General features: G+C 69.9%; 23 protein-coding genes and 2 tRNA genes. 4 read left to right on the top strand and 21 right to left on the bottom strand.

What is annotated here, in order from left to right:
- Positions 1–5: 5 nt before the first annotated feature.
- The 3 genes from ACFVXE_RS16320 to ACFVXE_RS16310 all read right to left on the bottom strand — a co-directional run bounded on the left by ACFVXE_RS16320 (position 6) and on the right by ACFVXE_RS16310 (position 2205).
- A tRNA-Ala gene (locus tag ACFVXE_RS16320) sits at positions 6–78 on the bottom strand.
- Between the two features lie 158 nt (positions 79–236).
- Positions 237–470 (bottom strand): hypothetical protein, encoded by a 234-nt coding sequence (locus tag ACFVXE_RS16315; protein ID WP_275494237.1) that lies wholly within the window; start codon positions 468–470, stop codon positions 237–239.
- Between the two features lie 244 nt (positions 471–714).
- Positions 715–2205 carry an MFS transporter gene (locus ACFVXE_RS16310; protein ID WP_389671797.1) on the bottom strand — a complete coding sequence of 497 codons (1491 nt, stop codon included), beginning with the start codon at positions 2203–2205 and terminating at the stop codon, positions 715–717.
- Positions 2206–2520: 315 nt separating this feature from the next.
- On the opposite strand from ACFVXE_RS16310, the gene ACFVXE_RS16305 reads away from it, so the two are divergent.
- Positions 2521–3300: a helix-turn-helix transcriptional regulator gene (locus ACFVXE_RS16305; RefSeq protein WP_389671804.1), complete on the top strand. Its 780-nt coding sequence runs from the start codon at positions 2521–2523 to the stop codon at positions 3298–3300.
- A gap of 78 nt (positions 3301–3378) precedes the next feature.
- Here ACFVXE_RS16305 and ACFVXE_RS16300 read toward each other — a convergent pair.
- The 7 genes from ACFVXE_RS16300 to ACFVXE_RS16270 all read right to left on the bottom strand — a co-directional run bounded on the left by ACFVXE_RS16300 (position 3379) and on the right by ACFVXE_RS16270 (position 7567).
- A tRNA-Ala gene (locus ACFVXE_RS16300) sits at positions 3379–3451 on the bottom strand.
- Between the two features lie 139 nt (positions 3452–3590).
- Complete coding sequence (locus ACFVXE_RS16295) at positions 3591–4244, bottom strand: histidine phosphatase family protein (RefSeq protein ID WP_389671803.1); 654 nt, start codon at positions 4242–4244, stop codon at positions 3591–3593.
- Entirely contained in the window at positions 4241–4672 is a 432-nt protein-coding gene (gene rsfS, locus ACFVXE_RS16290) for a ribosome silencing factor (protein ID WP_389671796.1), read from the bottom strand. Before rsfS ends, ACFVXE_RS16295 begins: the two co-directional genes overlap by 4 nt.
- Positions 4673–4788: 116 nt before the next feature.
- Positions 4789–6483 carry an LCP family protein gene (locus tag ACFVXE_RS16285; RefSeq protein WP_389671795.1) on the bottom strand — a complete coding sequence of 565 codons (1695 nt, stop codon included), beginning with the start codon at positions 6481–6483 and terminating at the stop codon, positions 4789–4791.
- 20 nt (positions 6484–6503) lie between these two features.
- On the bottom strand, positions 6504–7121 hold the full coding sequence (gene nadD, locus ACFVXE_RS16280; protein ID WP_389671794.1) for a nicotinate-nucleotide adenylyltransferase: 618 nt from the start codon (positions 7119–7121) through the stop codon (positions 6504–6506).
- A 44-nt stretch (positions 7122–7165) separates the two neighbouring features.
- Positions 7166–7330 carry a hypothetical protein gene (locus ACFVXE_RS16275; protein WP_037697690.1) on the bottom strand — a complete coding sequence of 55 codons (165 nt, stop codon included), beginning with the start codon at positions 7328–7330 and terminating at the stop codon, positions 7166–7168.
- 84 nt (positions 7331–7414) lie between these two features.
- A complete protein-coding gene (locus ACFVXE_RS16270; protein WP_389671793.1) occupies positions 7415–7567 on the bottom strand; it encodes a hypothetical protein in 153 nt (50 codons plus the stop codon).
- A 111-nt stretch (positions 7568–7678) separates the two neighbouring features.
- On the opposite strand from ACFVXE_RS16270, the gene ACFVXE_RS16265 reads away from it, so the two are divergent.
- The gene (locus ACFVXE_RS16265) at positions 7679–8806 is read left to right on the top strand and encodes a M48 family metallopeptidase (protein WP_389671792.1); all 1128 of its coding nucleotides are present in this window, start codon (positions 7679–7681) and stop codon (positions 8804–8806) included.
- On the opposite strand, the gene ACFVXE_RS16260 is transcribed toward ACFVXE_RS16265, so the two are convergent.
- The 5 genes from ACFVXE_RS16260 to proB form a co-directional block, all read right to left on the bottom strand.
- Positions 8739–9881, bottom strand: coding sequence for a hypothetical protein (locus ACFVXE_RS16260; RefSeq protein ID WP_389671791.1), 1143 nt, complete (start codon positions 9879–9881; stop codon positions 8739–8741). The genes ACFVXE_RS16265 and ACFVXE_RS16260 overlap by 68 nt on opposite strands.
- A gap of 226 nt (positions 9882–10107) precedes the next feature.
- Entirely contained in the window at positions 10108–10701 is a 594-nt protein-coding gene (locus ACFVXE_RS16255) for a hypothetical protein (protein ID WP_389671790.1), read from the bottom strand.
- A gap of 64 nt (positions 10702–10765) precedes the next feature.
- Positions 10766–12049 carry a glutamate-5-semialdehyde dehydrogenase gene (locus tag ACFVXE_RS16250; protein ID WP_389671789.1) on the bottom strand — a complete coding sequence of 428 codons (1284 nt, stop codon included), beginning with the start codon at positions 12047–12049 and terminating at the stop codon, positions 10766–10768.
- Positions 12050–12125: 76 nt separating this feature from the next.
- Entirely contained in the window at positions 12126–12638 is a 513-nt protein-coding gene (locus ACFVXE_RS16245) for a hypothetical protein (protein WP_389671788.1), read from the bottom strand.
- 142 nt (positions 12639–12780) lie between these two features.
- Positions 12781–13887: a glutamate 5-kinase gene (gene proB, locus ACFVXE_RS16240; RefSeq protein WP_389671802.1), complete on the bottom strand. Its 1107-nt coding sequence runs from the start codon at positions 13885–13887 to the stop codon at positions 12781–12783.
- A gap of 383 nt (positions 13888–14270) precedes the next feature.
- Between proB and ACFVXE_RS16235 the strand changes: the two genes are divergently transcribed.
- Both ACFVXE_RS16235 and rfbC read left to right on the top strand, forming a co-directional pair.
- Entirely contained in the window at positions 14271–16289 is a 2019-nt protein-coding gene (locus tag ACFVXE_RS16235) for a glycosyltransferase family 2 protein (protein ID WP_389671787.1), read from the top strand.
- A gap of 53 nt (positions 16290–16342) precedes the next feature.
- Positions 16343–16942: a dTDP-4-dehydrorhamnose 3,5-epimerase gene (gene rfbC / locus ACFVXE_RS16230; RefSeq protein ID WP_389671786.1), complete on the top strand. Its 600-nt coding sequence runs from the start codon at positions 16343–16345 to the stop codon at positions 16940–16942.
- Between the two features lie 76 nt (positions 16943–17018).
- Here the strand turns inward: rfbC and ACFVXE_RS16225 are convergent, their stop codons facing one another.
- The 6 genes from ACFVXE_RS16225 to ACFVXE_RS16200 form a co-directional block, all read right to left on the bottom strand.
- Positions 17019–17813 (bottom strand): class I SAM-dependent methyltransferase, encoded by a 795-nt coding sequence (locus tag ACFVXE_RS16225; RefSeq protein ID WP_389671785.1) that lies wholly within the window; start codon positions 17811–17813, stop codon positions 17019–17021.
- 154 nt (positions 17814–17967) lie between these two features.
- The gene (gene rfbD, locus ACFVXE_RS16220; RefSeq protein WP_389671784.1) at positions 17968–18852 is read right to left on the bottom strand and encodes a dTDP-4-dehydrorhamnose reductase; all 885 of its coding nucleotides are present in this window, start codon (positions 18850–18852) and stop codon (positions 17968–17970) included.
- Complete coding sequence (rfbB, locus tag ACFVXE_RS16215; protein WP_389671783.1) at positions 18849–19835, bottom strand: dTDP-glucose 4,6-dehydratase; 987 nt, start codon at positions 19833–19835, stop codon at positions 18849–18851. Before rfbB ends, rfbD begins: the two co-directional genes overlap by 4 nt.
- The gene (locus tag ACFVXE_RS16210; RefSeq protein WP_389671782.1) at positions 19832–20902 is read right to left on the bottom strand and encodes a glucose-1-phosphate thymidylyltransferase; all 1071 of its coding nucleotides are present in this window, start codon (positions 20900–20902) and stop codon (positions 19832–19834) included. The genes rfbB and ACFVXE_RS16210 overlap by 4 nt, the downstream gene beginning before the upstream one ends.
- 111 nt (positions 20903–21013) lie before the next feature.
- On the bottom strand, positions 21014–22231 hold the full coding sequence (locus tag ACFVXE_RS16205) for a glycosyltransferase family 2 protein (RefSeq protein ID WP_389671781.1): 1218 nt from the start codon (positions 22229–22231) through the stop codon (positions 21014–21016).
- 148 nt (positions 22232–22379) lie between these two features.
- Positions 22380–24425: a hypothetical protein gene (locus ACFVXE_RS16200; RefSeq protein WP_389671780.1), complete on the bottom strand. Its 2046-nt coding sequence runs from the start codon at positions 24423–24425 to the stop codon at positions 22380–22382.
- Between the last annotated feature and the right edge of the window lie 70 nt (positions 24426–24495).

The following is a 24495-nucleotide window of genomic DNA, read 5'->3' as shown; positions in this document are numbered from 1 at the left end:
CCCTGTGGAGCTAAGGAGAATTGAACTCCTGACCTCCTGCATGCCATGCAGGCGCTCTACCAACTGAGCTATAGCCCCTTGCTGTGCTCCGCCCGGTCTCCCTGGCGACATCGAGAACATTACACGGTCACCCCGGCCCACCACCAAATCGATTCCCGCCGGTTCCGGTATGCCCCGGTTCGGCGGAGTTGTGCGGGGATACCCGGCCGACGGCGCGAGGGTGCACGAGGTGGCGCTCAGGCGGTGGCGAACGAGTAGAAGCGCTTGAGGGTGCAGTGCTCCTCCAGCAGCCGCCCGTAGATCGGCTCCCCCTCCAGCTCCCGGTACGTCTCGATCGGATCGCCTTTTATGATCAGCGCCCGCGCGCACTCCTCGCACCAGTACTGGTAATCCGCGTTGATGGGATCCATGTCCCGGACGATGGGCGTACCGCTGCCGCACCAGTCGCACTTACGCCTGTGTGCACCCATGGGTCAGCTCCGGCCGTGACGGCGGGCCGCGCGCATGCGGATGGATTCACCGTGGCGGACGAGCCCACGGGCCACGGGGGACGTACCGCCGAAGGGCCGGCCAGGGCCGACGCCGCCTTCGGGAACTCCGGGAACAAGGGGCAGGTCCGCGACCTCTTGGCGGCTCGCAGGCATCGAGCGCTCCCTCCCGTTCGGTCCGTCGCCCCCTCCGGCGCTCCGATTCTGCCATGGCCCCGCAAGGGGGTCAGCCCTGCAGAGAATCGACCCGTTGCCGACGCCGTACGAGACCGGCCGACACGCCCACGATCGCGGTCACCGACAGCGCGACGGCGCATACCCACAGCGCATGGGCGGACGCGTGCGCCCCTGTTGCGTCAAGGCGGTTGAGGTACAGCGTGCCGAAGGTCGCGACACCGATCAGCTGGCCGAGCTGGGTGACGGTCACCAGCATGCCGCTCGCGTCGGCGGCGTCCTCGGGCCGCACATCGGCCAGCGCGCCCGTGAGGGCGGGGCTGAAGCCCATGGACAGCCCGGCGCCCATCAGCACCATGGCCGCGTACAGCCCGGCCCCGCCGCCCCCGCCCTCGCGCATCACCAGCCCGACGGTCACCGAGGCGGCTGTCACCAGCGCGAACCCGCCCGGGACCAGCGCCCGTTGGAGCCCCGCCGGCCAGCGGCGCCAGGTCAGCCCCACCACGCCGAACACCGTCGCGGTCGGCGCGAACATCAGTCCCGCGTGCAGCGCCGAGTAGCCCAGGCCGCCCTGGAAGTGCAGCGTCATCACGAAGAGGAAGCCCGCGTTGACCGCCATCACCAGCAGAATGCGCAGCGCCGCCAGGGCGATTCCGGGGATACGCAGCACCCTGAGGGCGATCAGAGGGGCGCCGCCGCGCCCCGCTAGCCGCGTCTCATGTGCGGCAAACCCGGCGAAGAACACGACGGAGGCGAGCAGGCAGATCCACGACCAGGACGGCCAGTCCAGCTCCTGCCCGAGGACGAGGGGCACGGTGAACAGCGTGACGGCGGCGGCGAGAAGGACCAGGCCGGGCAGATCGAGACCGCGGGCCCGCGCCTCCGCCCTGGCCCGCCCGGTCCGCGGTTCGCGCGGCAGCACGCGCACCCCGAGCACCAGCAGAACCAGTCCGATCGGCACGTTCACCAGGAAGACCGGCCGCCATCCCGCACCGAAGAGATCGGCGCTGACCAGCACCCCGCCCACCACCTGACCCGCCGCCGCCCCGGTGGCGAGGACCGCGCCGTAGGCGCCGAGCGCCCGCATCCGCGCCGCACCGGTGAAGTGCTGTTGGATGAGGCTGAGCACCTGCGGGATCATCACGGCCGCGCCCACCCCCTGGATCAGCCGGAAGGTGATCAACTGCCCTGTCCCAGCGGCCAGTCCGCAGGCCAGTGAGGCGGCGGTGAAGACCGCGAGTCCGGCCAGATGCGCACGGCCGTGCCCGAGCAGACCGCCGAGCCTGGCGCCGGTGATCAACAGGACGGCGTACGAGATGGTGTAGCCGGCCACGACGAGCTGCAACCCGGCACCGGACGCGCCGAGTTCGGTGCGGATCGTCGGGGCGGCGACATTGACGATGAAGGTGTCGAGCAGGGCCATGAACTGGGCCGCCAGGACCAGGGCGAGCAGCCGGCCGGAACGTGTGTCCGCCGTGCCGTCGTCGGTGGCACCGTCTTTACTGGTGCGGGAATGCGGAGTTGCCTCGGACGTCGATGTCATGATCTGAAGCGTGCGGCCGACCGCATACGGGTAACGAGAGCCCGCTGATGCTGGTATCGGCAGCACCTGGCAACTCCGGGGCGGGGCACCGACCATGGGGGTGTGACGACGGTGACGGCACAGCAGAACACACAGCACGCAGACGACCACCAGCGGCATACGGACCGGCAGGACCAGCGGGACCAGCGGGACCAGCGGGACCAGCGGGGCAGGCAGGACCAGCAGTCCCGGCAGAACGGGCAGGACGAGCGGCGGTACCGGTCGCCCCGGCGGCGCCCCGAACTCGCCGCCTTCCTGCGCAGCCGGCGGGCACGGGTGACCCCCGCCGACGTGGGCATGCCCCCGGGGCTGCGCCGTCGCACTCCCGGCCTGCGCCGCGAGGAGGTGGCCCAGCTCTCCGGGGTCGGCGTCACCTGGTACACCTGGCTGGAGCAGGGCCGCCCCATCAACGCGTCACCGCAGGTCCTGGACGCCGTGGCGCGCACACTCCGGCTGGACGGTCCCGAGCGCGAACATCTCTACCAGCTGGCGGGGGTGGCGTACGCGCCGGGCAGGCAGGCCGACGCGATCGAGGTCGGCCAGGAGATCCAGGGCATCATCGACGCCCTCGACCCGCACCCCGCGGTGGTCTACAACGCGAGGTACGACGTCCTCGCCACCAACGCGGCCTATCTCGATCTGTTCAACCTGCCCGAGATGGCGCAGTCGGGGATCCTCAATGTGCTGTGGGGCCTGTTCACGATGGATGAGGCGGAGTGCCCGGTCGTGCACCGGACACGGGAGCTGCCGATCATGGTGGCGACGCTGCGCGGGGCCTATGGGCGCCACACCGGCGAGCCGGCCTGGGAGTCGCTGGTGGACCGGCTCTCGGCGGCCAGCCCCTACTTCGCCGAGCTGTGGCGGAGCGGCGACGTCGCCCCGCCGGGTCCACGGGTGAAGACGTTCCGGCACCGGGCCGCGGCGAGCGAGATACGGATGACCTCGGTGTCGCTGTCCATCAACGGGCTGCCGGAGTGCCGGATCGTGGCGTACACCCCGGCCGACGAGGAGAGCGCGCAACAAGTGGCGGCGCTGCGGAGCAGCCGGGAGGGGTGAGCGGACCGGCCCATGCCGGAAACAGCAGAGCGGGAAACGCAAGGATCCCGCCCCCTGGTGGGGACGGGATCCTGATTGTGGAGCTAAGGAGAATTGAACTCCTGACCTCCTGCATGCCATGCAGGCGCTCTACCAACTGAGCTATAGCCCCGCTGTTCGCGGTTTTTCCCTGCGTTTCCGCGCTGCGAACAAGATGAACTTTAGCCTGTGACCAGCCAGAAAGTGAAATCCGGCCGACGCTGCCCGGAGGTGGCCTCCGGGCAGCGCCCGGGCCCGCCCCCGAAGAGCCCTCAGGCGTCGTCGCCGAGCACCGGTTCGGGCAGGGTGCCCGCATTGTGCTCCTGCAGGCGCCAGCCGCGCGCGCCCTCGCCCAGTACCGACCAGCAGCAGTTGGAGAGCCCACCGAGACCTTCCCAGTGGTGCGCCTCCAGGCCGAGCAGCCGCCCGATGGTGGTTCGGATGGTGCCGCCGTGGCTGACCACGACGAGCGTGCCGCCGTCGGGCAGCTTCTCGGCGTGACCGAGCACGACCGGGGCGGCCCGGTCGGCGACCTCGGTCTCCAGCTCGCCGCCACCGCGCCGTACGGGCTCGCCGCGCTTCCACGCGGCGTACTGCTCGCCGTACCGCTCGACGATCTCCTCGTGGGTGAGACCCTGCCAGGCACCCGCGTAGGTCTCGCGGAGTCCGGCGTCGTGGGCGACCTCGAGCCCGGTGACCGCGGCGAGCTCGGCCGCGGTGGCCGCCGCCCGCCGCAGATCGGAGGCGACGATGGCATCCGGCTTGAGCGAGGCGAGCAGCCGGGCGGCCCGGTGGGCCTGCCCGACACCCGTCTCGGTCAGCTCGATGTCCGTGGAACCCTGGAACCGGCGCTCCAGATTCCACGCCGTCTGGCCGTGTCGCCAGAGAACGATCCTGCGGCCCCTGCCGCTACCGCTGCCGTTCAGCTCTGGTCACCTTCCGTGCCGCCGGTGAGCTGGGCGTGCTCCTCGGCCTTCCCCCGGGTCTTGACGGCGTCCTCGGGCAGCGCGATCTCGGGGCAGTCCTTCCACAGACGCTCCAGCGCGTAGAAGACGCGCTCCTCGCTGTGCTGGACGTGGATCACGATGTCGACGTAGTCGAGGAGGATCCAGCGGGCGTCGCGGTCACCTTCGCGGCGCACCGGCTTGGCTCCGAGCTCCTTCTGGAGCCGCTCCTCGATCTCGTCGACGATCGACTTGACCTGGCGGTCGTTGGGGGCCGAGGCCAGCAGGAAGGCGTCCGTGATCGACAGCACGTCGCTGACGTCGTACGCAATGATGTCGTGCGCGAGCCGGTCGGCGGCCGCCTGAGCGGCGGCGTTGATGAGCTCGATGGAGCGGTCCGTGGCGGTCACAAGCAGGCTTTCGTCGGCGGTCAGATCAACCTCTAGGGTCTCACGGACCGCCGACAGCCCACGCAGCCATATTTCGAAGATCCTTCTCGAAGATCGTCCGGGCCGCTGGGCGCCACTTATTTGATCTTGTAGTCCTGGCCCAGGACGACGGAGACGTCGGCATTCGCGGCGGGCTTGCCCCGCTTCACCGCACTCGTCGGCAGGTCCAGGGTCTTGGCGACCTGGATCGCCTTCTCCTTGTCGGCCGCGTCACGGTAGAGGACCTGGGACAAGGCCTCGGTGCCGGTGTTCCCGCCGCTGACGAAGGCATAGCCGCCGTTGACCAGCTTGATCCGTGCGGACTCCGTACCGTCCGCGTTCCCGGTGCCGTTCCTGACGCCGACCCGCACGGCCGCGCCCGCGTCCGGTGCCTTCACGGTGCCGCCGAGAATGTCCTTGACGACGCTCTCGGTGGCCGTGTCGGTGAGGGTCCCGTCGGGCTGGACCGGCAGCAGGGCCGTCTTGTAGTCGCCGACCTTGGCGTGCTGGGCGAGCTTCGCCAGGGACGCGCCGAGGTCGCTCTCCGGCAGTGACGGATCAAGGATCTGCCCCAGCGTCTGCACGGTGGTCGTGGCGTTCTTCGGGTCGTCCGAGATCTTGCGCAGCACGCCGCGCATGACCTGTCCGAACCGCATGAGCTGCTTCACCTCGGCCTCGCCGGGAGCCCGGTACGTGGCGTACGCGACGGCCATCCGGCCGTTCAGGGTCTGCGTCCCGCCCTTCTTCACCAGCGGGGCCGCGCCCTTCTTGGTGTCGGGGACAGCGACGTCGGTGTCGACCTCGACGTTGCCGACCGTGTCGACGAGATTCTCCAGGAACGGCGTGTCGAGCCGCCACGTACCGGAGATCTTGGTGCCCAGCAGCCCGTCGATCGACTCGCGGGTGCCGGCCGAGCCGTCGTCGTCCACGGACTTGCCGAGGGTCGTCGTCCTGCCGTCGTCGTCCGCGACGGCGAGCGAATTGGGAAGCAGGACCGTGGTCCCCTGCTGAGTGGTGACGTTGTCCACCAGCAGCGCCGTGGAGGTACCACCCTGCTTCGTGTTGTGCAGATGGACCACGATGACGTCGCGCTGCTGCGGGCCCGTCGTCGCGGTGTTCTTCTTCTCCGGACCGCCGAGACCCGGGATCTTGCCCGCGGACCAGAGGTAGCCGACCCCGCCGACGACGACGAGGGCCGCCACGACGATCAGCGCGACCATCCGGTTGCGGCCGCGGCGCCGTGCCTCCTCGCGCCGCTCGCTGCGGCTCTCGGTGAACTTCAGCCAGTCGATGACGTCTTCGGAGTCCTCGTCGGGCTCCTCGATGAAGGAGAACTGCCCGGTGCCGTAGTCACCGTCCGCGCGACGCTGCTCGGGAACGGCGGGCTCCGGCTCCGAGGCGAACCGGGGCTGCGGTTCGGGCTGCTGCGGAGCGGATGCGGGTGCCGCCGACGCGGCGGCCTGCTGCGGGAAGTTCCACTGCGCCGTCGTGTCGACCGCGGCCGGCTGCTGGCCGGTGTCGTAGCCGTACCCGTCGTAGCCGTAACCCTGCTGCTGCTGCTGGGGAGCGTACGGGTCGTACTGGCCGGGCTGCTGGGGCGGCTGTGCGTACGGGTCGTAGCCGTACCCCTGCTGTCCCTGCTGCCCTTGGTACCCGTGCCCCTGCTGCGCATAGGGGTCGTACCGCTGCTGCTCCTGCTGCTGCGCGGGCTGCTGATACACCGGCTGCCCGTATTCGTCGTATCCGACGATCTGCGGGTGGTACGGGTCGTACGGGTTCTGTCGGTCGTTCACCGGTCCCCCCTCTCCGTGGCTCATTCGCCGCGGTACAGCTGGCGCTTGTCGATGTAGCGGACCACGCCGTCCGGCACCAAGTACCAGACCGGATCCCCCTTCGCGACCCTCTCACGGCAGTCCGTGGACGAGATCGCGAGTGCGGGGACCTCTACGAGGGAGACGCCGCCCTTCGGCAGCCCGTCGTCCGTGAGCACATGCCCCGGCCGCGTGACGCCGATGAAGTGGGACAGCGAGAACAGCTCCTCGGCGTCCCGCCAGGTGAGGATCTGGGAGAGCGCGTCGGCGCCGGTGATGAAGAAGAGGTCCGCGTCGCCGTGGACCGTGCGCAGGTCCCGCAGCGTATCGATCGTGTACGTCGGTCCGCCACGGTCGATGTCACTGCGGCTGACCGAGAACTGCGGGTTGGACGCCGTCGCGATGACCGTCATCAGATAGCGGTCCTCGGCCGCGGACACCTGCTTGTGGCTCTTCTGCCACGGCTGCCCGGTCGGCACGAACACCACCTCGTCGAGGTGGAACTGGGCGGCCACTTCGCTGGCCGCCACCAGGTGTCCATGATGAATCGGGTCAAACGTCCCACCCATCACGCCGATTCGGCGTTTCGCGGCACCGGTAGGAACTTTCTGCTCTCCCATGCGTGCAGAGCCTACTGGCACAGCTGTACGCCTCCGCCTCCGCCTCAGCGGTCGCGGTTGAAGCGCGTGGTGATCCACAGCAGGAGCAGCAGCACGACGAACGCGCCGCCACCTGTGAGATACGGGTTGAGACTTTCGTGGTTACCACCGTTCTCGCCACCCTCGGAGGCGAGAGTGACCAGCTGGTGCGCGGTGCTCGTGAGGCTCATCTTCGGCAGGACCTATCGATCGGGAGTCGGAAGGAAGACGTCGCGGACATCGTATGCGGGTGCCCCCGGCACGCTCACGCCGACTCAGTCGTTGTTGTCGTCGTCGCGGTATCCGCGGAGCAGGAACCAGGCCATCAGCGCCGCGCCGATGAGCGAGGCGAGCAGCACGATCCGGATGGTGTTGCCCGGGCCCTGATCCTCGGATGCGACGGCGAGCAGAGCAACGGTATGCGGCATGTCGGGCGTCTCCTCAGTTGTCCACAGCCCCCCGCACACCGTAGCCCCAGCACCTACGCTGGGATTTGCCAGGGGGCGAGCGACGTCTCGTACGAACAAGGGGGCCCATCCATGACCGACGGCAGCCACACGAGTCACGAAAAGGTGCCGAGCAGGCAGCGCAGGCGCTTCCCCGGCATCTCGTCCCGGGCGTACGAGCACCCGGCGGACCGCTCGGCCCTGGTGGCCCTGCGCAAGCTGAGCGGCTTCGACACCGTGTTCAAGGCGCTCAGCGGTCTGCTGCCCGAGCGCAGTCTGCGGCTGCTCTTCCTCTCCGACTCCGTCCGGGTGAGCGACGCCCAGTTCAGCCATCTCAACGACATGCTCCGCGATGCCTGCTACATCCTGGACCTGAAGAAGATCCCGCCCATGTACGTCACGCAGGACCCGAAGCCGAATGCCATGTGCATCGGTCTCGACGAGCCGATCATCGTGGTGACCACAGGGCTGGTGGAGTTGCTGGACGAGGAGGAGATGCGGGCCGTCGTCGGTCACGAGGTGGGGCATGCCCTCTCCGGTCATGCCGTCTACCGCACGATTCTGCTGTTCCTCACCGGTCTCGCGCTGAAGGTCGCCTGGATCCCGCTCGGCAATGTCGCGATCATGGCGATCGTGACGGCACTGCGCGAGTGGTTCCGCAAGTCGGAGCTGTCCGCGGACCGGGCGGGGCTGCTGACGGGCCAGGACCTGCAGGCGTCGATGCGCGGCCTGATGAAGATCGCCGGTGGAAATCACCTGCACGAGATGAATGTCGATGCGTTCCTCGCCCAGGCCGACGAGTACGAGAAGAGCGGCGACCTACGCGACTCCGTGCTCAAGATCCTCAACGTGCTGCCCCGCTCCCACCCCTTCACGACGGTGCGCGCGGCCGAGCTGAAGAAGTGGTCCGAGACCCGTGACTACCAGCGGATCATGGACGGTCACTACCCCCGGCGCGACGAGGACAAGGACACCTCGGTGACGGACGCGTTCCGGGCGTCCGCCTCGCACTACGCCGATTCGGTGCGCACCAGCAAGGACCCGCTGATGAAGCTCGTCGGCGACATAGCGGGCGGCGCGGGCGACCTGGGCGGCAAACTCCGCGACAAGTTCACCGGCAACGGCAGCGGTGGCGCAGCCGGCAAGGGTGGTGCTACGGGCGGCTCCGAAGGGACCCGGCCGTCGGGGCCGGAAGACCCGGAGAGCCCTCCGAAGCCTTAGCAGCGGACGGGCCGGTCTTGAACTGCAGCGCCCCGCAGAGCGCCGCCGTGGGCCGGCCCGTGGCGTACGGGTCGGTGCCCGCCGGAGCGCGGGAGACCGCGCGCTCGCCGGCGAGGAGGGGGCGCAGAGTGCCGGTCCTGTCGGCCGAGCAGGCCTGCGGCCCGGCCTGGACGTAGCTGGTCCGCAGCTCCAGCCGGTGCAGCCGCAGGTCCTCCCGGTCGAAGCGGAAGTGCAGCTCACGCCGTACGGTGAAGAGCGAGGCGCTGTCCGCCGGTTGGGGGCCGGAGACGGCCGGACGCAGCGCGTACGTGAAGGTGTGGTCCGACACCACTTCCAGGGTGTCGGCCCCTTCCTCGGCGTAGGCCAGCGTGCCCTGGACCCGGATCTCCGACCCCGCGAGCGCCACCTTCGCCGGGTCGAAGCGGACCAGCCACCCGGCCTGGGCGTGCCCCCCGTCGTCGTCCGGCCGGTTCATGCTCTGCTCGAACTGCTCCGTCTGATCCGGGTCGAGCAGCCGCTCCACCTGCCGCAGCGCGCCGCCGGTGAGGACGTCGGGGTCGAGGGAGGATGCCACCAGGTAGTCCTTGACCGTGGTCAGGGCGGTGAGCACCTGGCTGTCCGAGAAGTGGTCCGTCCGCCCGGTCATCGGGAAGTTGATGCCGGCTGCGCCCGTCCGGAACTGCGCGGCGGGACTGTTCGCGTAGAGACCGGCGGCCGTGCCGCCGGGCACGGCGCCACTGGGCGCCAGGGGTATGACGGTGGTCCGGAGTGCCTCCGCCCGTCGGCCGAGGGGCGTCTGGTACGGGTGCCGGAAGCCCAGGTAGACGGCCGCAGCGAAGGCGAGGGCCACCAGGACGATCAGGGCGAGGGCGGCCCGGGAGCCGCTGCGCAGGTGCCGCGCGGGGAGGCTGCGGACGGCGCGGGCGTGCTCGCCCATGCGTTCCTGCGCGGAGAACTCCTGGAGCCGGGCAGCGCGGACGAACGACTCGTCGAAGACGACGGACCGGTATTCGTCCTCGTCGCCACCGGCTGCGTTCCCCGATGCTCCTTCTGGTGGTTCTCCACGGCCTGTCATGACTTCTCCCGACTCCACGTCACCGGCCGGGGCCGGCACGCTACGCTCTGCGTCGGCCGATCGGCCTCGGGCAGGGCCTGTCCGTCACGGGTTCGCGTGGGCGGACGAGTGAGAAGCCCCCTCCGGGGAGGGGTCACACCTTCAGGGTAGGTCGAATGCCGCGAACGTAAACGCCCTGGCGGCCGGGAACTCGGGCCGGCCCCGCACGCGCGGGGGCGGCTTCGCCTCAGGGCGTGCGTGGCACCGCGGACACGGCGGGCCGGGGAAGAACGGCGGAGACGGACGGAACGGCGCCGGGGGCGCTGTCCACGCCGCTCGTGGCGGGCGACGGGACCTGGTCCTGCCGGTTGTCCGAGGCGCCGCGGTAGACGGCGCTGAAGGCCAGCGCGACCATGGAGATGCCCATCAGGAGGGCGAGGAGCCAGGCCACCGGGCGATGCCAACGGGCGGCGCCACGATAGGGGCGCAGCGCGCCGCCGTGCCGTCCGTACGGACCGCGGTCGTAGCCCCCCGGGCCGTCGGGGTCCGTCGGGTCGTCGTAGAGGCTCCCGGGGCCGTACCCGCTGCCCGGACCCCAGCCTTCGTCGTAGAGCTCGTCGTCGGCACTGCCGCCACCCGCTCGGGCCCGGGCCGCCTCGGCCTCGGCGCGCGCCTGAGCAGCGGCCAACAGCCGCTCCACCGCGGTGGGTTCATGGAACTCTGCAGCCTGTACGAAGTCCTCGTCGAATACCACGGAGGCGAAGTCCTCGTCCGCGCCCCCGCGGTCGTCGTCGGGCTCCCAGCCGTCCGGGAACGGCCTGCCCCCCACGTCGTCCGGCACAGCTTCAGCGTAGCCCCGGCGCGTGGTTTTGGGCAGGGAGACGGCACATTCGGCGGACGGACGATCACCGAATGTGACCGTCCCCCGTCACGATGTACTTCGTCGACGTCAGCTCCGGCAGCCCCATCGGGCCCCTGGCGTGCAGCTTCTGGGTGGAGATACCGATCTCCGCGCCGAATCCGAACTGCCCCCCGTCGGTGAACCGAGTGGACGCATTCACGGCGACCGTCGTGGAATCGACCAATTGGGTGAACCGGCGGGCGGCGGCCTGCGACGTGGTGACGATCGCTTCGGTGTGGCCCGAGGACCAGAGCCGGATGTGTGCCACCGCCGCGTCCAGGGAGTCGACGACGGCGGCCGCGATGTCGTACGAGAGGTACTCGGTCTCCCAGTCCTCCGGCGTCGCCGCCACGACGGTGGCCTTGGTCCCCGCGGCGAACTCCTGCACGCGCTCGTCGCCGTGCACGGTCACGCCGGCGTCGGCCAGCGCGTCCAGGGCCCGGGGCAGGAACCGTGCGGCGATGTCCCGGTGGACCAGCAGGGTCTCGGCGGCGTTGCAGACGCTCGGGCGCTGGGCCTTGGAGTTGATCAGGATGTCGACGGCCATGTCGAGGTCGGTCTGCGCGTCCACGTACACATGGCAGTTGCCGGTGCCCGTCTCGATGACCGGCACCGTCGACTCCTCGACGACGGTGCGGATCAGGGAGGCGCCGCCGCGCGGGATGAGCACGTCGACCAGGCCGCGGGCCCGCATCAGTTCGCGTACCGAGTCGCGACTCTCGCCCGGCACCAGCTGCACCGCGTCGGCCGGCAGGCCCGAGCCGCCGACGGCGTCGCGCAGCACCCGGACGAGTGCGGTGTTGGAAGCGTAGGCGGAGGACGAGCCGCGCAGCAGGACCGCGTTGCCGGACTTCAGGCAGAGCGCCGCGGCGTCCACCGTGACGTTGGGCCGTGCTTCGTAGATGATCCCGACGACGCCGAGCGGCACCCGGACCTGACGCAGGTCGATGCCGTTGGGCAGGGTGGAGCCGCGCACCACTTCGCCGACCGGGTCGGGCAGCGCGGCCACGTCCCGGACGTCGGCGGCGATGGCCCGGATCCGCTCGGGGGTGAGGGTGAGCCGGTCGACGATCGACTCGCTGGTCCCGGCCTCGCGGGCGCGGGCCACGTCCTCGGCGTTGGCCGTGACGATCTCGCTCGTCCGTACTTCCAGCGCGTCCGCGATCGCCAGCAGCGCGTCGTCCTTGGCAGCGCGCGGCAGTGGCGCGATGTCTGCGGCGGCGGCGCGCGACCGGTAGGCGGCCTGGGCGACCGGGGACATGTTGTCGTACGGCGAAAGCGTGGTCATGCCCGCAGAGTAGTGCGCACGCTGCGGACATCCCTCACGTATCCCGTGATGCGAGACACGCGTTCCGCGGCGGGGCTCAGTACGGGTGAACGCCGACCGGCGCCGCCGGGGGCGGTCCGTACCCCTCGGCGACGCGTTGGTGGTACGTCTCCCGGTCGATGACCTCAAGGCCGACGATCTCCCAGGGCGGCAGCTGGGCGCTGGAGCGGTGCTCGCCCCACAGCCGCAGTGCGACCGCCGCCGCGTCGTGCAGGTCGCGGGCCTCCTCCCAGTAGCGGATCTCCGCGTGGTCGTTGGCGTACCGGCTGGTCAGCAGGAAGGGGTGGTCGTGCGCGAGCTGTTCGAGACCGCGTCTGACCTCCTTCAGCGGGGTCTCGGCACCCGAGACGCTGAGCGTGATGTGCCACAGCTTCGACGGGGTGCGCTCCTCCTTCGCGGGCCCCGGCTCGGAGCCGGTGGCCCTGTCGTCGGTCGCGTCGACCGCCGTGTCAGCGGACCAGCTGCCGTCGAATCCGGCACCTGCTCCGACGCTCGTCAGGGTGCGGCCACCCGTTCCTCGGGGCGGCGACCCCGGGCGCGCTCGTCTCACCGGCGGCCTCCTGTGAATGCGTTGCTGTGCTGTCCCCGCTGTGTGCCCGTTACAAAGTTGACCAGTCCGGGGCCGGGCGTGGGGCGGTTTTCGCGAACCTCTCCGCCGGAAGTCCGGAGTTTCAGCCGTTTCGGGAGGCCGGTCAGGGGTGCAGAAGGACCAGATCGTCCCTGTGTACGACCTCGCGCTCGTACGCCGGGCCGAGTTCGCGTGCCAGGTCGCGGGTGGAGCGGCCGAGCAGCTTCGGGATCTCCTTGGCGTCGAAGTTGACGAGTCCGCGGGCCACGGACCGGCCCTGGAGATCGCGGAGTTCGACCGGGTCCCCCGCCGTGAACTCGCCCTCGACCGCGGCGATCCCGGCCGGCAGCAGCGAGCTGTGGCGCTCGACGACCGCCTGTACGGCCCCGTCGTCCAGGGTCAGCGACCCCTGCGGGGTGGAGGCGTGGGCCAGCCAGAGCAGCCGGTCCGCCGAGCGGCGTCCGGTGCGTCGGAAGTACGTGCCGGTGTCGCGTCCCGCGAGGGCGTCGGCGGCGCGGCTCGCCGACGTGAGGACGACCGGGATCCCGGCGGCCGTGGCGATGCGGGCGGCCTCGACCTTCGTGACCATGCCGCCGGTGCCGACGCCCGCCTTCCCCGCGCTGCCGATGGTGACGCCCGCCAGGTCGGCGGGGCCGGTCACTTCGGCGATGCGTGAGGTGCCCGGGGTGCTGGGGTCACCGTCGTAGAGGCCGTCCACGTCGGAGAGGAGGACCAGCAGGTCGGCGCGGACGAGGTGGGCGACGAGCGCGGCGAGCCGGTCGTTGTCGCCGAACCGGATCTCGTCGGTGGCGACGGTGTCGTTCTCGTTGACGACGGGCAGGGCGCCCATGTCCAGGAGCTGGTCGAGGGTGCGGTAGGCGTTGCGGTAATGGGCGCGGCGGCTGGTGTCGTTGCTGGTGAGCAGCACCTGGCCGACGCGTACGCCGTACCGCGCGAAGGAGGCGGTGTAGCGGGCGACGAGCAGCCCCTGGCCGACGCTGGCCGCGGCCTGCTGCCTGGCCAGGTCCTTGGGCCTGCGGAGCAGGCCGAGCGGGGCGAGTCCGGCCGCGATGGCTCCGCTGGAGACGAGGACGATCTCCCGCTCCCCGCCGCTCCTGACCTTGGCGAGCACGTCGACGAGCGCGTCGACCCGGTCGGCGTCGAGGCCGCCCGCCGCGGTGGTGAGGGACGAGGAACCGACCTTGACCACGATCCTGCGCGCCTCGGTCACGCCCTGCCTTGCCCCTGCCACGTGCCCTGTCCCCGTTCCTGCCGTCACTGCGCCCACTGGCCGTCAGGGTACGCGAGCAGGGCGGCACACCAGACCGAACAGGCGTTCCCGATAATCGGACTCCACTTCGGCGGCAGCGCCTTACACGGGCGGGCGCCCGTCCGATGTCATCACTGTTGCGGTCATATCAAATGGTTATCAAATTCTCCGCAAGGGCGGATGACCCGATCATCGCGCGCCGCCCGGGCAACCATCCGCACGTCTCGCTCATCTAACAGCCGATAGGGTGCGAGGCGGGCGGCACCCATCGCCATTCTCCGCAACGTTGACCCCCGCACCCGCCAACGGCTCAAGGGGCCTCTATCAGCCATGGGACAGTAGCGATGCCAGTGAAAGTAAGTGTCGTCATTCCGGTCTACAACCCGGGCAAGTACATCGACCCCTGCATCGATTCACTTCTCCGGCAGACGCTCCCCGCACGGGAGTTCGAGGTTCTCTTCGTCAACGACGGCTCGACGGACGACACTCCCGACCGGCTCAAAAGACTGGCGGTGGAGCACCCGCATTTCCGGGTGATCACCATCCCCAATTCCGGCTGGCCGGGAAAGCCCCGCAACATCGGGGTGACCGAGGCGAAGGGCGAATACGTCCAGTTCCTCGACCAGGACGACCATCTTGCCTCCGAGGCCCTGGAGAGGCTGTACGACATGGGCCGTCGCAATGGCTCGGACATCGTCATCGGCAAGGTGGCCAGCAACTTCCGCGGCGTCCCGCACGGCGTGTTCAAGAAGAACCGCGAGAAGTGCACCCTGCGTGACGCCCCGCTGTACGACAGCCTCACCCCGCACAAGATGTTCCGGACGGAATTCCTCCGTGAGAACGGAATCGCCTACCCCGAGGGAAAGCGTCGCCTGGAGGACCAGCTCTACATGATGCAGGCGTATTTCCCCGCCCAGGTCGTCTCCATCCTCGGCAACTACACCTGCTACTACTATTCCAAGCGGGACGACGGAAAGAACGCCGGGTCCGCCAGGATCGTCCCGTCCGGGTACTACGGGAATCTCCGCGAGGTCCTCGACGTCGTCGTGTCCCATACGGAGCCCGGGGAATTCCGGGACCGGCTGCTGCGCCGCTTCTACCGCGTCGAGATGCTCGGCCGGCTCAGCGAGCCGGCCGTGCTGCGCTACTCGCCGGAGTTCCTCGACGGGATGTGCGACGCCATCCAGCCGCTGGCCAGGGACTTCATGGGCGACGGCGTGCACAACGGGCTCGGCCCCCTGCTGCGGACACGGTCCGCGCAGCTGCGTGCGGACGACCGGGAGGGCCTCGTCCGGATCGCCCGTTTCGCCGCGTCCGTCACGGCGGCGGCCCGGCTGGAGACGTTCGCCTGGCAGCCGGACGGCCGGATCGCCGTCACCGTCAGCGGCCGGCTCGTCCACGAGGACGGGGCCCCGTTGCGTCTGGTGCGCCGCGACGGCCGCTACCACCTGGACCCCGAGCTGACCGGAGAATCGGTGGACGTCACCGACGACCTCGCCGGGTACTCCGCCGAGCTCACGCTCCGCAACCGCGAGACAGCCGTCGAATGGCCCTGCCCGGCGACCTTCACCACCTCGGTCGAGGAGCTCGCCGACGGCGGCTTCGAAGTCGTTTTGCACGGCAGCGGCCGGCTGACCGCCGAGGCGGTCAAGGGGCGCGGACGGGTGTCACGCGGCTTCTGGGACGTGTGGATGCCGCTGCGCGGCATGGGCCTGGTCCGCAAGGCCAGGATCGGAGCGGACCGCGCCGCCGAGGTGGACACGGCCTGCCGGCCCGCTTCGCTGGGCTCCCCCGCCCGCGCCGTCATCCCCTACTTCACCGACCCGCACGGCAATCTCACCCTGGACGTCGACGGGCGCAGCAAGAAACTGGCCGGCCATCTCGCCGGCCGCCCGGTCCTGAGGACACCGTCCGGCCGGCCCGAGCTCCGGCTGGATCTCGTCACCACCACCGCCACCGGCGACTCGGCCGCCCAGCTGGTCCTGAGCCCCGCCGACGGGACCTCCGGACCCGCACACACCCTGCGGACCGTGCTGCACCCCACGGAGGGACGGGCCCATCTGGCCGTGCCGGCGCGGGCGCACGGGGTCACGGAAGGCGGCTGGAAGCTGTCGGCCCGGCTCGACGGGGAGAACGGTCCCGCACTCCCGCTCTGCGACGTCACCGTCGACAGGCGCGGCCGGATCCACCTCGACCCGGAGCTGCCCGAGATCGAGCCCGCGCTCATGCGGAAAGTGGCCGTCGCGCGCCGGAAGGCGGCGCTGCGGCGCGTGCTGCGCGCGGTCGGTGGCCCGGTCGTCCGCAGGCTCCCGCCCTCGGGCCGCAAGCGGATGCGCCGCCTCGCCGTCCGGTTCACCGGCTGACCCGGGACCGCCCACCACCCCTCAGACAAGCAGCGGAACAAGGATGTGATCGCATGCGGCAGCTCTCCATCGAAGGGGCCTGGGTCCATGAGCCCAAGGTCTTCCCGGACAGTCGCGGCAGCTTCCACGAGTGGTTCAAGGCGTCCGAGCTCAGCGAGGCCGCCGGACACGGCCTGCAGCTCGCACAGGCCAACTTCTCGGTGTCCAGCCGCGGCACCCTGCGCGGTGTCCACTTCGCCGATGTGCCGCCGAGCCAGGCGAAGTACGTCAAGTGCGTGCGCGGCGCGGTGCTCGACGTCCTCGTGGACATCCGGGTCGGCTCCCCCACCTACAAGCAGTGGGAGGCCGTGCGTCTGGACGACGTGGACCATCACGCCGTCTACGTCGCCGAGGGGCTCGGCCACTCGTTCATGGCACTGACGGACGACGCGTCGGTGGTCTATCTGTGTTCCGAGGGCTACGCGCCCGGCCGCGAGCACGGCATCCACCCGCTCGACCCGGAGCTGGGCATCGAGTGGCCCGAGGGCATCACCCCGCTGCTCTCCGAGAAGGACGCCGCCGCCCCCTCGCTGGCCGAGGCCGAGCAGCGTGGTCTGCTGCCGTCGTACGAGGCCTGCCGGGCGTACTACGCGCAGCTGCGCGCCCGGGGCTGATCCGGGGGCCGGGCCGCCGGTACGACGGAAGCCCTCGCGGTCCGGAGACCGCGAGGGCTTCACCGCAGGCGTGGGCTCAGCCCGCGACCGCCTCGATCCGCCCGCGCAACGACGTGAACGCCGAGCGGGACCGGCGCAGGTTGCGGGCCCGGATCAGGGCCGGCCAGAAGTCGGCGCCGAGCAGTGTCTCGGGCTGGACGGCGGTCTTGCGCACCAGGACTTCTTCGGGCACGTCCTGCGGATCGGGTACGACGTACTCTTCGATGATCTTGTCGTACGCACTCTTCAGAACGGTGCTTTCCGGGTCGGCGCCGAAGACGGCGACCACGCCGGTCGGTGCCGTGTCGATCTCGACCACCACCAGATCGGGGCGGTAGCGGCGCAGCACCTGCACCACCTTGTAGACGTCGCCGGTCCAAAATTTCGTGTGCCGGTCCCGGGCCGCCTCGTCGACATTGCGCGGCAGCATGTCGTCCAGCACGATCACGCTCGACCAGCGCGAATGCCGCTCGACGTTCATGAAGTCGCGCAGCGCGTACTCGAAGAGGTGCATGCCGTCGATGAAGGAGAGCTCCAGCTTCGGATCCCCGCCGAGCACGTTGAGCGGATCCCGGCGGGCGAGGGCGCGGAACGGGTTGCGGCCGTTGCGCAGGTGGAGCAGCGGATCCTTGCGGGCGAAGAAGTCGTCGCTCGTCGCTTTGACCAGGTGGACGTCGCAGCTGATGTCCGTCACCACCCGGAAGGCCGGGTCGACGGCGACGGAGGGCACCCGTGAAAGGGCCAGGCTCCTGCCGTCGTTGACCCCGATCTCCAGATAGTTCCGGGGCCGGTAGACGCGGTGCATTTGACGCAGGAAGTCATGGCGGTTCACGTGGAGCGGCCCTTCGACAGAAATCAACTGGTCCGATTCCCGGCGAAGTTACCCTATGAGCGCGCGGTGCGGTAAGCGTTCTCCCATTTGTTGACGCCGGCGATCTCCCGCAAGGGAATGCGGGAGACCGCCACCGATCCGATCATTCGGCTGATCAGCCGCGTTCCGCGCGGAGCAGCGCCGGGAACGCCTCGCGCAAGGCCGGCTTCCAGTCGCGGACCGGTTCCATGCCGGCTGCCGCCCAGCGGTCGTGTCCGAGCACGCTGAACGCGGGCCGGGGTGCCGGCCGGAGGAAGGCTTCACTGGTCGTGGGGCGGACGCGCGCGGGATCGGCCCCCAGCAGCCGGAAGATCTCCCGGGTGAGGCCGAACCAGGTCGTCCCGCCGCCGCTGGTGCCGTGGTACACGCCCGGGGTCGCGGTGCCCGCCAGGGCGCCCTGTCCGAGCCGGACCAGGCGGTCGGCCAGGTCGACGGTCCAGGTGGGCTGCCCGCGCTGGTCGTCCACCACGTCCAGGGTGTCCTTGACCCCCTCCAGCCTGATCATCGTGCGGACGAAGTTGGGGCCGCCCGCTCCGTACAGCCAGGCGGTACGGACGACGTAGCCGCTGTCCGGGAGGGTCGCCAGTACCGCGCGCTCCCCGGCCAGTTTGGTCCGCCCGTAGGCGCTGCGCGGGCCCGTGGCGGCGTCCTCCGGGTACGGCTTCTCGGCGTCCCCCGCGAAGACGTAGTCGGTGGAGACCTGGAGGAGCACCGCACCGTGCTCGCGGCAGGCCGCGGCGAGGACCTCGGGACCCGTGCCGTTGACCCGGAGCGCTGCGTCCTCCTGGGACTCGGCGTCGTCGACGGCGGTCCAGGCGGCGCAGTTCACGACGACAGCGGGGCGGTGCCGCTCGAACCCGGCCCGCACCGAGGCGGGGTCGGCGACGTCCATGGCCGCACGGTCCGCGCCGACGGCGGCGACGCCTTCGCCGGCGAGCCGGGCCAGCAGGTCCCGGCCGAGCATGCCGGCGGCTCCGGTGACCAGCCAGACCCCGCTCACAGGGCGGCCCGGTCCTTCAGCGGCTCCCACCAGGAGCGGTTGTCGCGGTACCACTGCACGGTCTCGGCGAGCCCGGTACGGAAGTCCTTGCGGGGTTCGTAGCCGAGCTCCTCACTGATCTTGGTGCAGTCGACGGAGTAGCGACGGTCGTGGCCCTTGCGGTCCTCGACGTAGGTGACGCTGGTGTCCCAGTCGGCTCCGCAGGCCTCCAGCAGCAGGCCGGTGAGCTCCTTGTTGGAGAGTTCCGTGCCGCCGCCGATGTTGTAGACCTCCCCGGCCCGGCCCTTCGTGCGGACCAGTTCGATCCCCTGCACATGGTCGTCGATGTGCAGCCAGTCGCGGACGTTGGCGCCGTCGCCGTAGAGCGGGACCGTCCTGCCGTCCAGCAGGTTGGTGACGAACAGCGGGATGACCTTCTCGGGGAAGTGGTGGTGCCCGTAGTTGTTCGAGCAGCGGGTCACCCGGACGTCGAGTCCGTGCGTGCGGTGGTACGAGAGGGCGATCAGGTCGCTGGACGCCTTGGCCGCGGAGTACGGGGAGTTGGGCGCGAGCGGATCGGTCTCGGGCCAGGAGCCCTCGTCGATCGAGCCGTACACCTCGTCGGTGGAGATGTGCACGAAGGTCTTGATGCCCGCCAGATGTGCGGCGTGGATCAGGGTGTGGGTGCCGACCACATTCGTACGGACGAACTCGGCGCCGCCCTCGATGGACCGGTCCACGTGGGACTCGGCGGCGAAGTGCACCACCTCGTCGTGCTGCGCCATCAGTTCGGAGACCAGCCCGGTGTCGCAGATGTCGCCCTGTACGAAGGAGAAACCGGGATGGTCGCGGACCTCGTCGAGGTTGGCCGGGTTGCCCGCGTAGGTGAGCTTGTCGAGCACGGTGACGGCGACATCCCCGGCCCCCTGCGGGCCGAGCACCGTACGGACGTAGTGCGAGCCGATGAATCCGGCACCGCCGGTCACCAGGATGTGGGTCGTCATGACGAGATCTGCACCTTGCTGTGGTCGCCGAGCACGAGTCGGTGGGCGGACGGGGAGCGGGGCGCGGGGGTCACTTCGACGTCGTGGCCGATGAGCGACGCCTCGACGCGGCGGACGCCGGCGATGGAGGCGCCCCGCAGGACGATGGAGTACTCGATCTCGCTGTCCTCGATCCGGCAGTCCTCGGCGACGGAGGTGAACGGGCCGACGTACGCGCCGCTGATCACCGATCCCGCACCGATGATCGCGGGCCCGACGATCCGGCTGCCGGTGACCTTGGCGCCCGCCTCGATCCGCACCCGGCCGATGATCTCGCTGTCGTCGTCGACGTCGGCGCCCTCGAAGGACGGCTCGACGGACTCCAGCACCGTCCGGTTGACCTCCAGCATGTCGGTGACGTTGCCGGTGTCCTTCCAGTACCCGCGGATCGTGGTGGAGCGGACGTCGCGCTTCTGGTCGATCAGCCACTGGATGGCGTGCGTGATCTCCAGCTCGCCGCGCCAGGAAGGCTGGATCGAGCGGACCGCCTCGTGAATGGCGGGGGTGAAGAGATAGACGCCGACGAGCGCCAGATCGCTCTTGGGCTCCTTCGGCTTCTCCTCCAGGGCCACCACCCGGCCGGCGGAGTCGAGTTCGGCGACACCGAAGGAGGTCGGGTCGGGCACCTGGGTCAGCAGGATCTGCGCCTCGGGCCGGTCGGTGCGGAACTCCTCGACCAGTCCGCTGATCCCGCCGACGATGAAGTTGTCACCGAGGTACATCACGAAGTCGTCGTCGCCAAGGAAGTCACGGGCGATCAGCACCGCGTGCGCGAGCCCGAGCGGCTCGTCCTGCGGGATGTAGGTCACGTCGAGGCCGAACCGGGAACCGTCGCCGACGGCCTGGCGGATCTCGTCGGCCGTGTCGCCCACGATGATGCCGACCTCGTCGATTCCTGCTTCCGCGATGGCTTCCAGTCCGTAGAACAGCACCGGCTTGTTGGCCACGGGGACCAGCTGCTTGGCCGAGGTATGCGTGATGGGGCGGAGGCGGGTACCCGCCCCTCCGGACAGTACGAGAGCCTTCACGTGACCAGTCCTCAGAATGGGATGTCGGTCCTGTCGCACGCTGCGACCTTCCGGGCGATTTTACTGGGAGTGCCAGTGGAATTCGGGGGAATCGGTGGGCGGGGCGGCCGTTCAGCCCGTGCTCAGGCGCGACCTCCACCGCCGTAAGTCGCTGCGCATCCGGCGCGCCACCCGCCGCGGGAGCGAGGCCCGGTACGCAGCCGCCCCGGGCGGATCGACGCGCCTGCCGTCGTGCCGGTCGGGCACGGTGACCTCGAAGTCGCAGTCGCGGAACCCGGCCGAGGCGTCGCGGAAGTGCGGGTACCCGAGATAGAGCCTGTCGCCCCCGGGTGAACGGACCAGATCCGGAACCGTCTCCGCCCGGAGGTAGGTCAGGTGGTCGACGAGCAGGTCGGCACGGCCCCGGGCGACACAGACGAGCCGCAGCCGCTCCGCCACCTTGATCCGCCGCGCCACACCGTCGTTCCAGTACGCGTCCATGAGCGGCGCCGCGAGTTCCACCTTGTGGCGGCGCACCCGCTCGGAGTTCTTGAGGAAGCGGGGACCGAACTGCTGCAGCATGCCGACGGTGAAGGGCCGGACCATCAGGAAGTCGCGCTTCGGACCTGCGGGTTCGAGCCGGTGAATGAGCTCCATCATGGCCCGCATGGAATCGAAGCGCCATTCGTAGGTGCCGCTCTTGGTGGCGTGCTTTCCGTCGTCGCGGCCGACCAGGTAATAGCAGGTGTAATCGGAGATCACGGAGACACCGGCGCCGCACAGATAGGCCTCCATGGTGAAGAGGGCGTCCTCACCGGTTCTGAGACCTTCGTCGAACCGCAGGGCCAGGCGTTCCAGCAGCGCACGGCGGAACAGCTTCTGCGCGCTCAAGGTGTAAATGACCTTGGAGTTGTACACGTCGACCCGGTCCTCGGTGGCGGTCCACATCGACCGGGGCGCTCCCCGGTCGACGCCGACCACCTTCCCGAGCACCACGTCGGTGTGCGCCCGGTCGGCCATGGCGACCATGCGCGCCAGGGCCTCCTGGCCGAGATGGTCGTCCGCGTCGAGGAAGAAGACGTAGCGGCCGCGCGCCATGCCGAGACCCACATTCCGCGGGCCGCTCGGCCCTCCGGAATTGGCCTGGCGCACCACGGTGGTCGCCACCGCGGAACGGGCGGCGAATTCTTCGAGGAATTCGCCGGTCCCGTCGGTGGAGCCGTCGTCGACCGCGACAATTTCCATTCGATGGGCTCCGATGGACTGGGACTCCACCGATTCGAGGCAGCGGATGAGATACGGCATCGCCTCATATGCTCCGAGGATCACCGTCACATCAGGAATTGGCATCTCGTTCACACTCACAGAAGACAGCCGGAGTCATCCATTGGTTGTCCGGCATCTTCATGGTGCACGGTGACGCTCATCACAAAGGCCCGGTAAAACCCATCGGGGTTTTACCGGGCCTTGGTGAACCCAGGAGGTGATCCGCTTGTTTTCAGCCACTCACGGTTTCGCCGAGGCTCTTGGCCACACCGGTGTTCCGCGCCTCCGCCTTGGCCGAGAGCGCCGCCACGGCAGCATCGAAACGCACGATGGAGGTGGGCTCGTCCGGACCGAGCAGGTACGCCTTGAGCTCGCGCCTGGCGTCCGCCAGCGTGTCCGCGTTCTCGTCCACCACCGCGCTGAGCAGGGCATCCAGCTCGGTCGCCGCGTTGGAGAGGATCACCGCGGCGCGGACCGCGGTGTTCTGCCGGCGGAACTCCTCCACACCCAGCTCGGCGGAGTCCGTGACCGCGTACGGCTTGCCGCTCGCGATGAAGTCGGACACCACGCTGGAGATGTCCGAAACCATGGCGTCGGACTCGTTGAAGCAGTCGTACAGACGCATCTGGGCGCCGGTGATCACCTTGTGCTCCCACCAGCCCAGCGAGCGCCAGTACGCGGCGTTCCACTCGTTCTTCAGTTTCGCGGTCTCCGCCTCGCGCGCCGGGTCGGCGAGCGAGTCACGGGACAGCTCCGCCTCGTCCCGGGCCGTACGGCCGCCGGCCGCCAGCGCGGCCAGCTGCGCCTCGATGCGGGCCATCTCGGCGCGGGCCCCGGCGTGCTCGCCCTGCAGCGAGCTCGCCTGCTGCGCCCAGCGGGGGTCCGCCGCACGCTTCGCCGCGGCCTGCTCGATCAGAGCGGTGATGCGCAGGTGCACAGCCTTGGCCTCGCGGCTGCGCGTGCCGGTGAAGGGGTGCGGCTTGTACAGGAGCCGGATCGGCTGCTCGGCGTCCAGCAGCCGGCGGACGATGTTCTCGCCGGCCAGCAGCAGCGAGGTGTTGCCCGGGTTGTCGTCCCAGCCTTCCCAGGTGGGCGCGTACAGCACGGTCGGGATCGGGTTCTTCGGGGCACCGGTCCACGGCTCGATGGCGGCCAGCTGGGGGCGGCCCACCTCGGCGATGTCCTCGTCCCGCACGCCGACGTCGGCCAGCGCGTAACGGTCGCGGCCGGCCCGGCCCGCGGTCCAGACCTCGTCGTAGACCTTGCTGAAGGGGTTGACGCTGGCGAGCTTGTCGCTGTCGCCGTGGCCGATGAAGACGTGCTTCATGGTCGGCACCCGGAGCAGATGGATGTTCTTGCCGACGTTGGCCGCGTAGAGCGCGACCCGCACCGTCGACAGGTTCAGGTTCATCAGGTGCACGCCACCGGGCACGCAGAGCACCGGAACCGACGTGGTGGCGAGCTGGGAGACCAGACCGCGCTCACGCAACAGGATCAGCGGCCGGCCGCCGAGCTGCGCCATCGTCTCCAGCCACATGTTGACCTGGTAGGCCGAGTCCTTGGAGCCGGAGAAGTACAGCGCGACGGTCGGCCGGTACTCGTCCAGCCAGTCGCCCACGGCGTTGAGGACCTTGGTCTCCGGCGGGACGAGCCGGCTCGGCCGGACGTACGGCAGGAGCGCCGTCAGGTAGATGCCCGCGAGAGCGAGCGTGAGCGCGAGACCCGCGTACGCGATGCCGAACGTGCCGGTCTCGACCGCGGCCAGCACGCCGACCATCGAGAAGATGTCCAGGTGGAGCATCTTCTCCGCGGGGCGGTTCATCAGCCGCTGCGGCGGGGCGTCGGCGATCCGCACCGCGCTGAGGTCGATGTTGCGGGTGACCACAGGAAGCTTGCGGCGCAGCCGGATGAGGGTGACCATCGCGCTCTGCGGCGCCTGCAGCCCGTAGAAGGCCAGCAGGCAGGCGACCGTCACGTAGAACAGCGGCTGCCCGCCGTACCCCATACGGGAGAGCAGCAGGATCAGCAGCAGCTGGCGCACCAGGAAGCGGATCGACAGACCCGCACGGACGGCGGCGAGCCGGTTGACCAGATAGCTGCCGCAGTGGTGCAGATACCGGTCGGCCAGGTAGGTGGCCGCGGTCGCCGCGGCAAAGAACCACAGGTTGGGGATTATCGCCGCGAGCATGATGCACGGGAACCCCAGAGCCACGAAGAGCGCGGCGGCCAGCTCCGAACCGCTGCCCACACGAGCCAAGCGAATGGCTTTCGAAATCACGAAGTACCGCTTCCGAGGGTGCCGACTGATTACCTTGCGAGGGAAATGTGAAGAAGACCTTCACGAATTC

It is taken from the genome of Streptomyces sp. NPDC058231 (genome assembly GCF_042882275.1).
Taxonomy (GTDB): Bacteria; Actinomycetota; Actinomycetes; order Streptomycetales; family Streptomycetaceae; genus Streptomyces.
The sequence above is the reverse complement of the archived record's forward strand: the minus strand, read 5'-3'. Positions and strand labels throughout refer to the sequence as shown.

Bases quoted from the DNA above. Each gene is read 5' to 3' on its own strand.
- ACFVXE_RS16315 (WP_275494237.1), bottom strand. From the start codon at position 470: ATGGGTGCACACAGGCGTAAGTGCGACTGGTGCGGCAGCGGTACGCCC.
- ACFVXE_RS16310 (WP_389671797.1), bottom strand. From the start codon at position 2,205: ATGACATCGACGTCCGAGGCAACTCCGCATTCCCGCACCAGTAAAGAC.
- nadD (WP_389671794.1), bottom strand. From the start codon at position 7,121: ATGGGAGAGCAGAAAGTTCCTACCGGTGCCGCGAAACGCCGAATCGGC.
- ACFVXE_RS16275 (WP_037697690.1), bottom strand. From the start codon at position 7,330: ATGAGCCTCACGAGCACCGCGCACCAGCTGGTCACTCTCGCCTCCGAG.
- ACFVXE_RS16270 (WP_389671793.1), bottom strand. From the start codon at position 7,567: ATGCCGCATACCGTTGCTCTGCTCGCCGTCGCATCCGAGGATCAGGGC.
- ACFVXE_RS16265 (WP_389671792.1), top strand. From the start codon at position 7,679: ATGACCGACGGCAGCCACACGAGTCACGAAAAGGTGCCGAGCAGGCAG.
- ACFVXE_RS16260 (WP_389671791.1), bottom strand. From the start codon at position 9,881: ATGACAGGCCGTGGAGAACCACCAGAAGGAGCATCGGGGAACGCAGCC.
- ACFVXE_RS16250 (WP_389671789.1), bottom strand. From the start codon at position 12,049: ATGACCACGCTTTCGCCGTACGACAACATGTCCCCGGTCGCCCAGGCC.
- ACFVXE_RS16235 (WP_389671787.1), top strand. From the start codon at position 14,271: ATGCCAGTGAAAGTAAGTGTCGTCATTCCGGTCTACAACCCGGGCAAG.
- rfbC (WP_389671786.1), top strand. From the start codon at position 16,343: ATGCGGCAGCTCTCCATCGAAGGGGCCTGGGTCCATGAGCCCAAGGTC.
- rfbB (WP_389671783.1), bottom strand. From the start codon at position 19,835: ATGACGACCCACATCCTGGTGACCGGCGGTGCCGGATTCATCGGCTCG.
- ACFVXE_RS16205 (WP_389671781.1), bottom strand. From the start codon at position 22,231: ATGCCAATTCCTGATGTGACGGTGATCCTCGGAGCATATGAGGCGATG.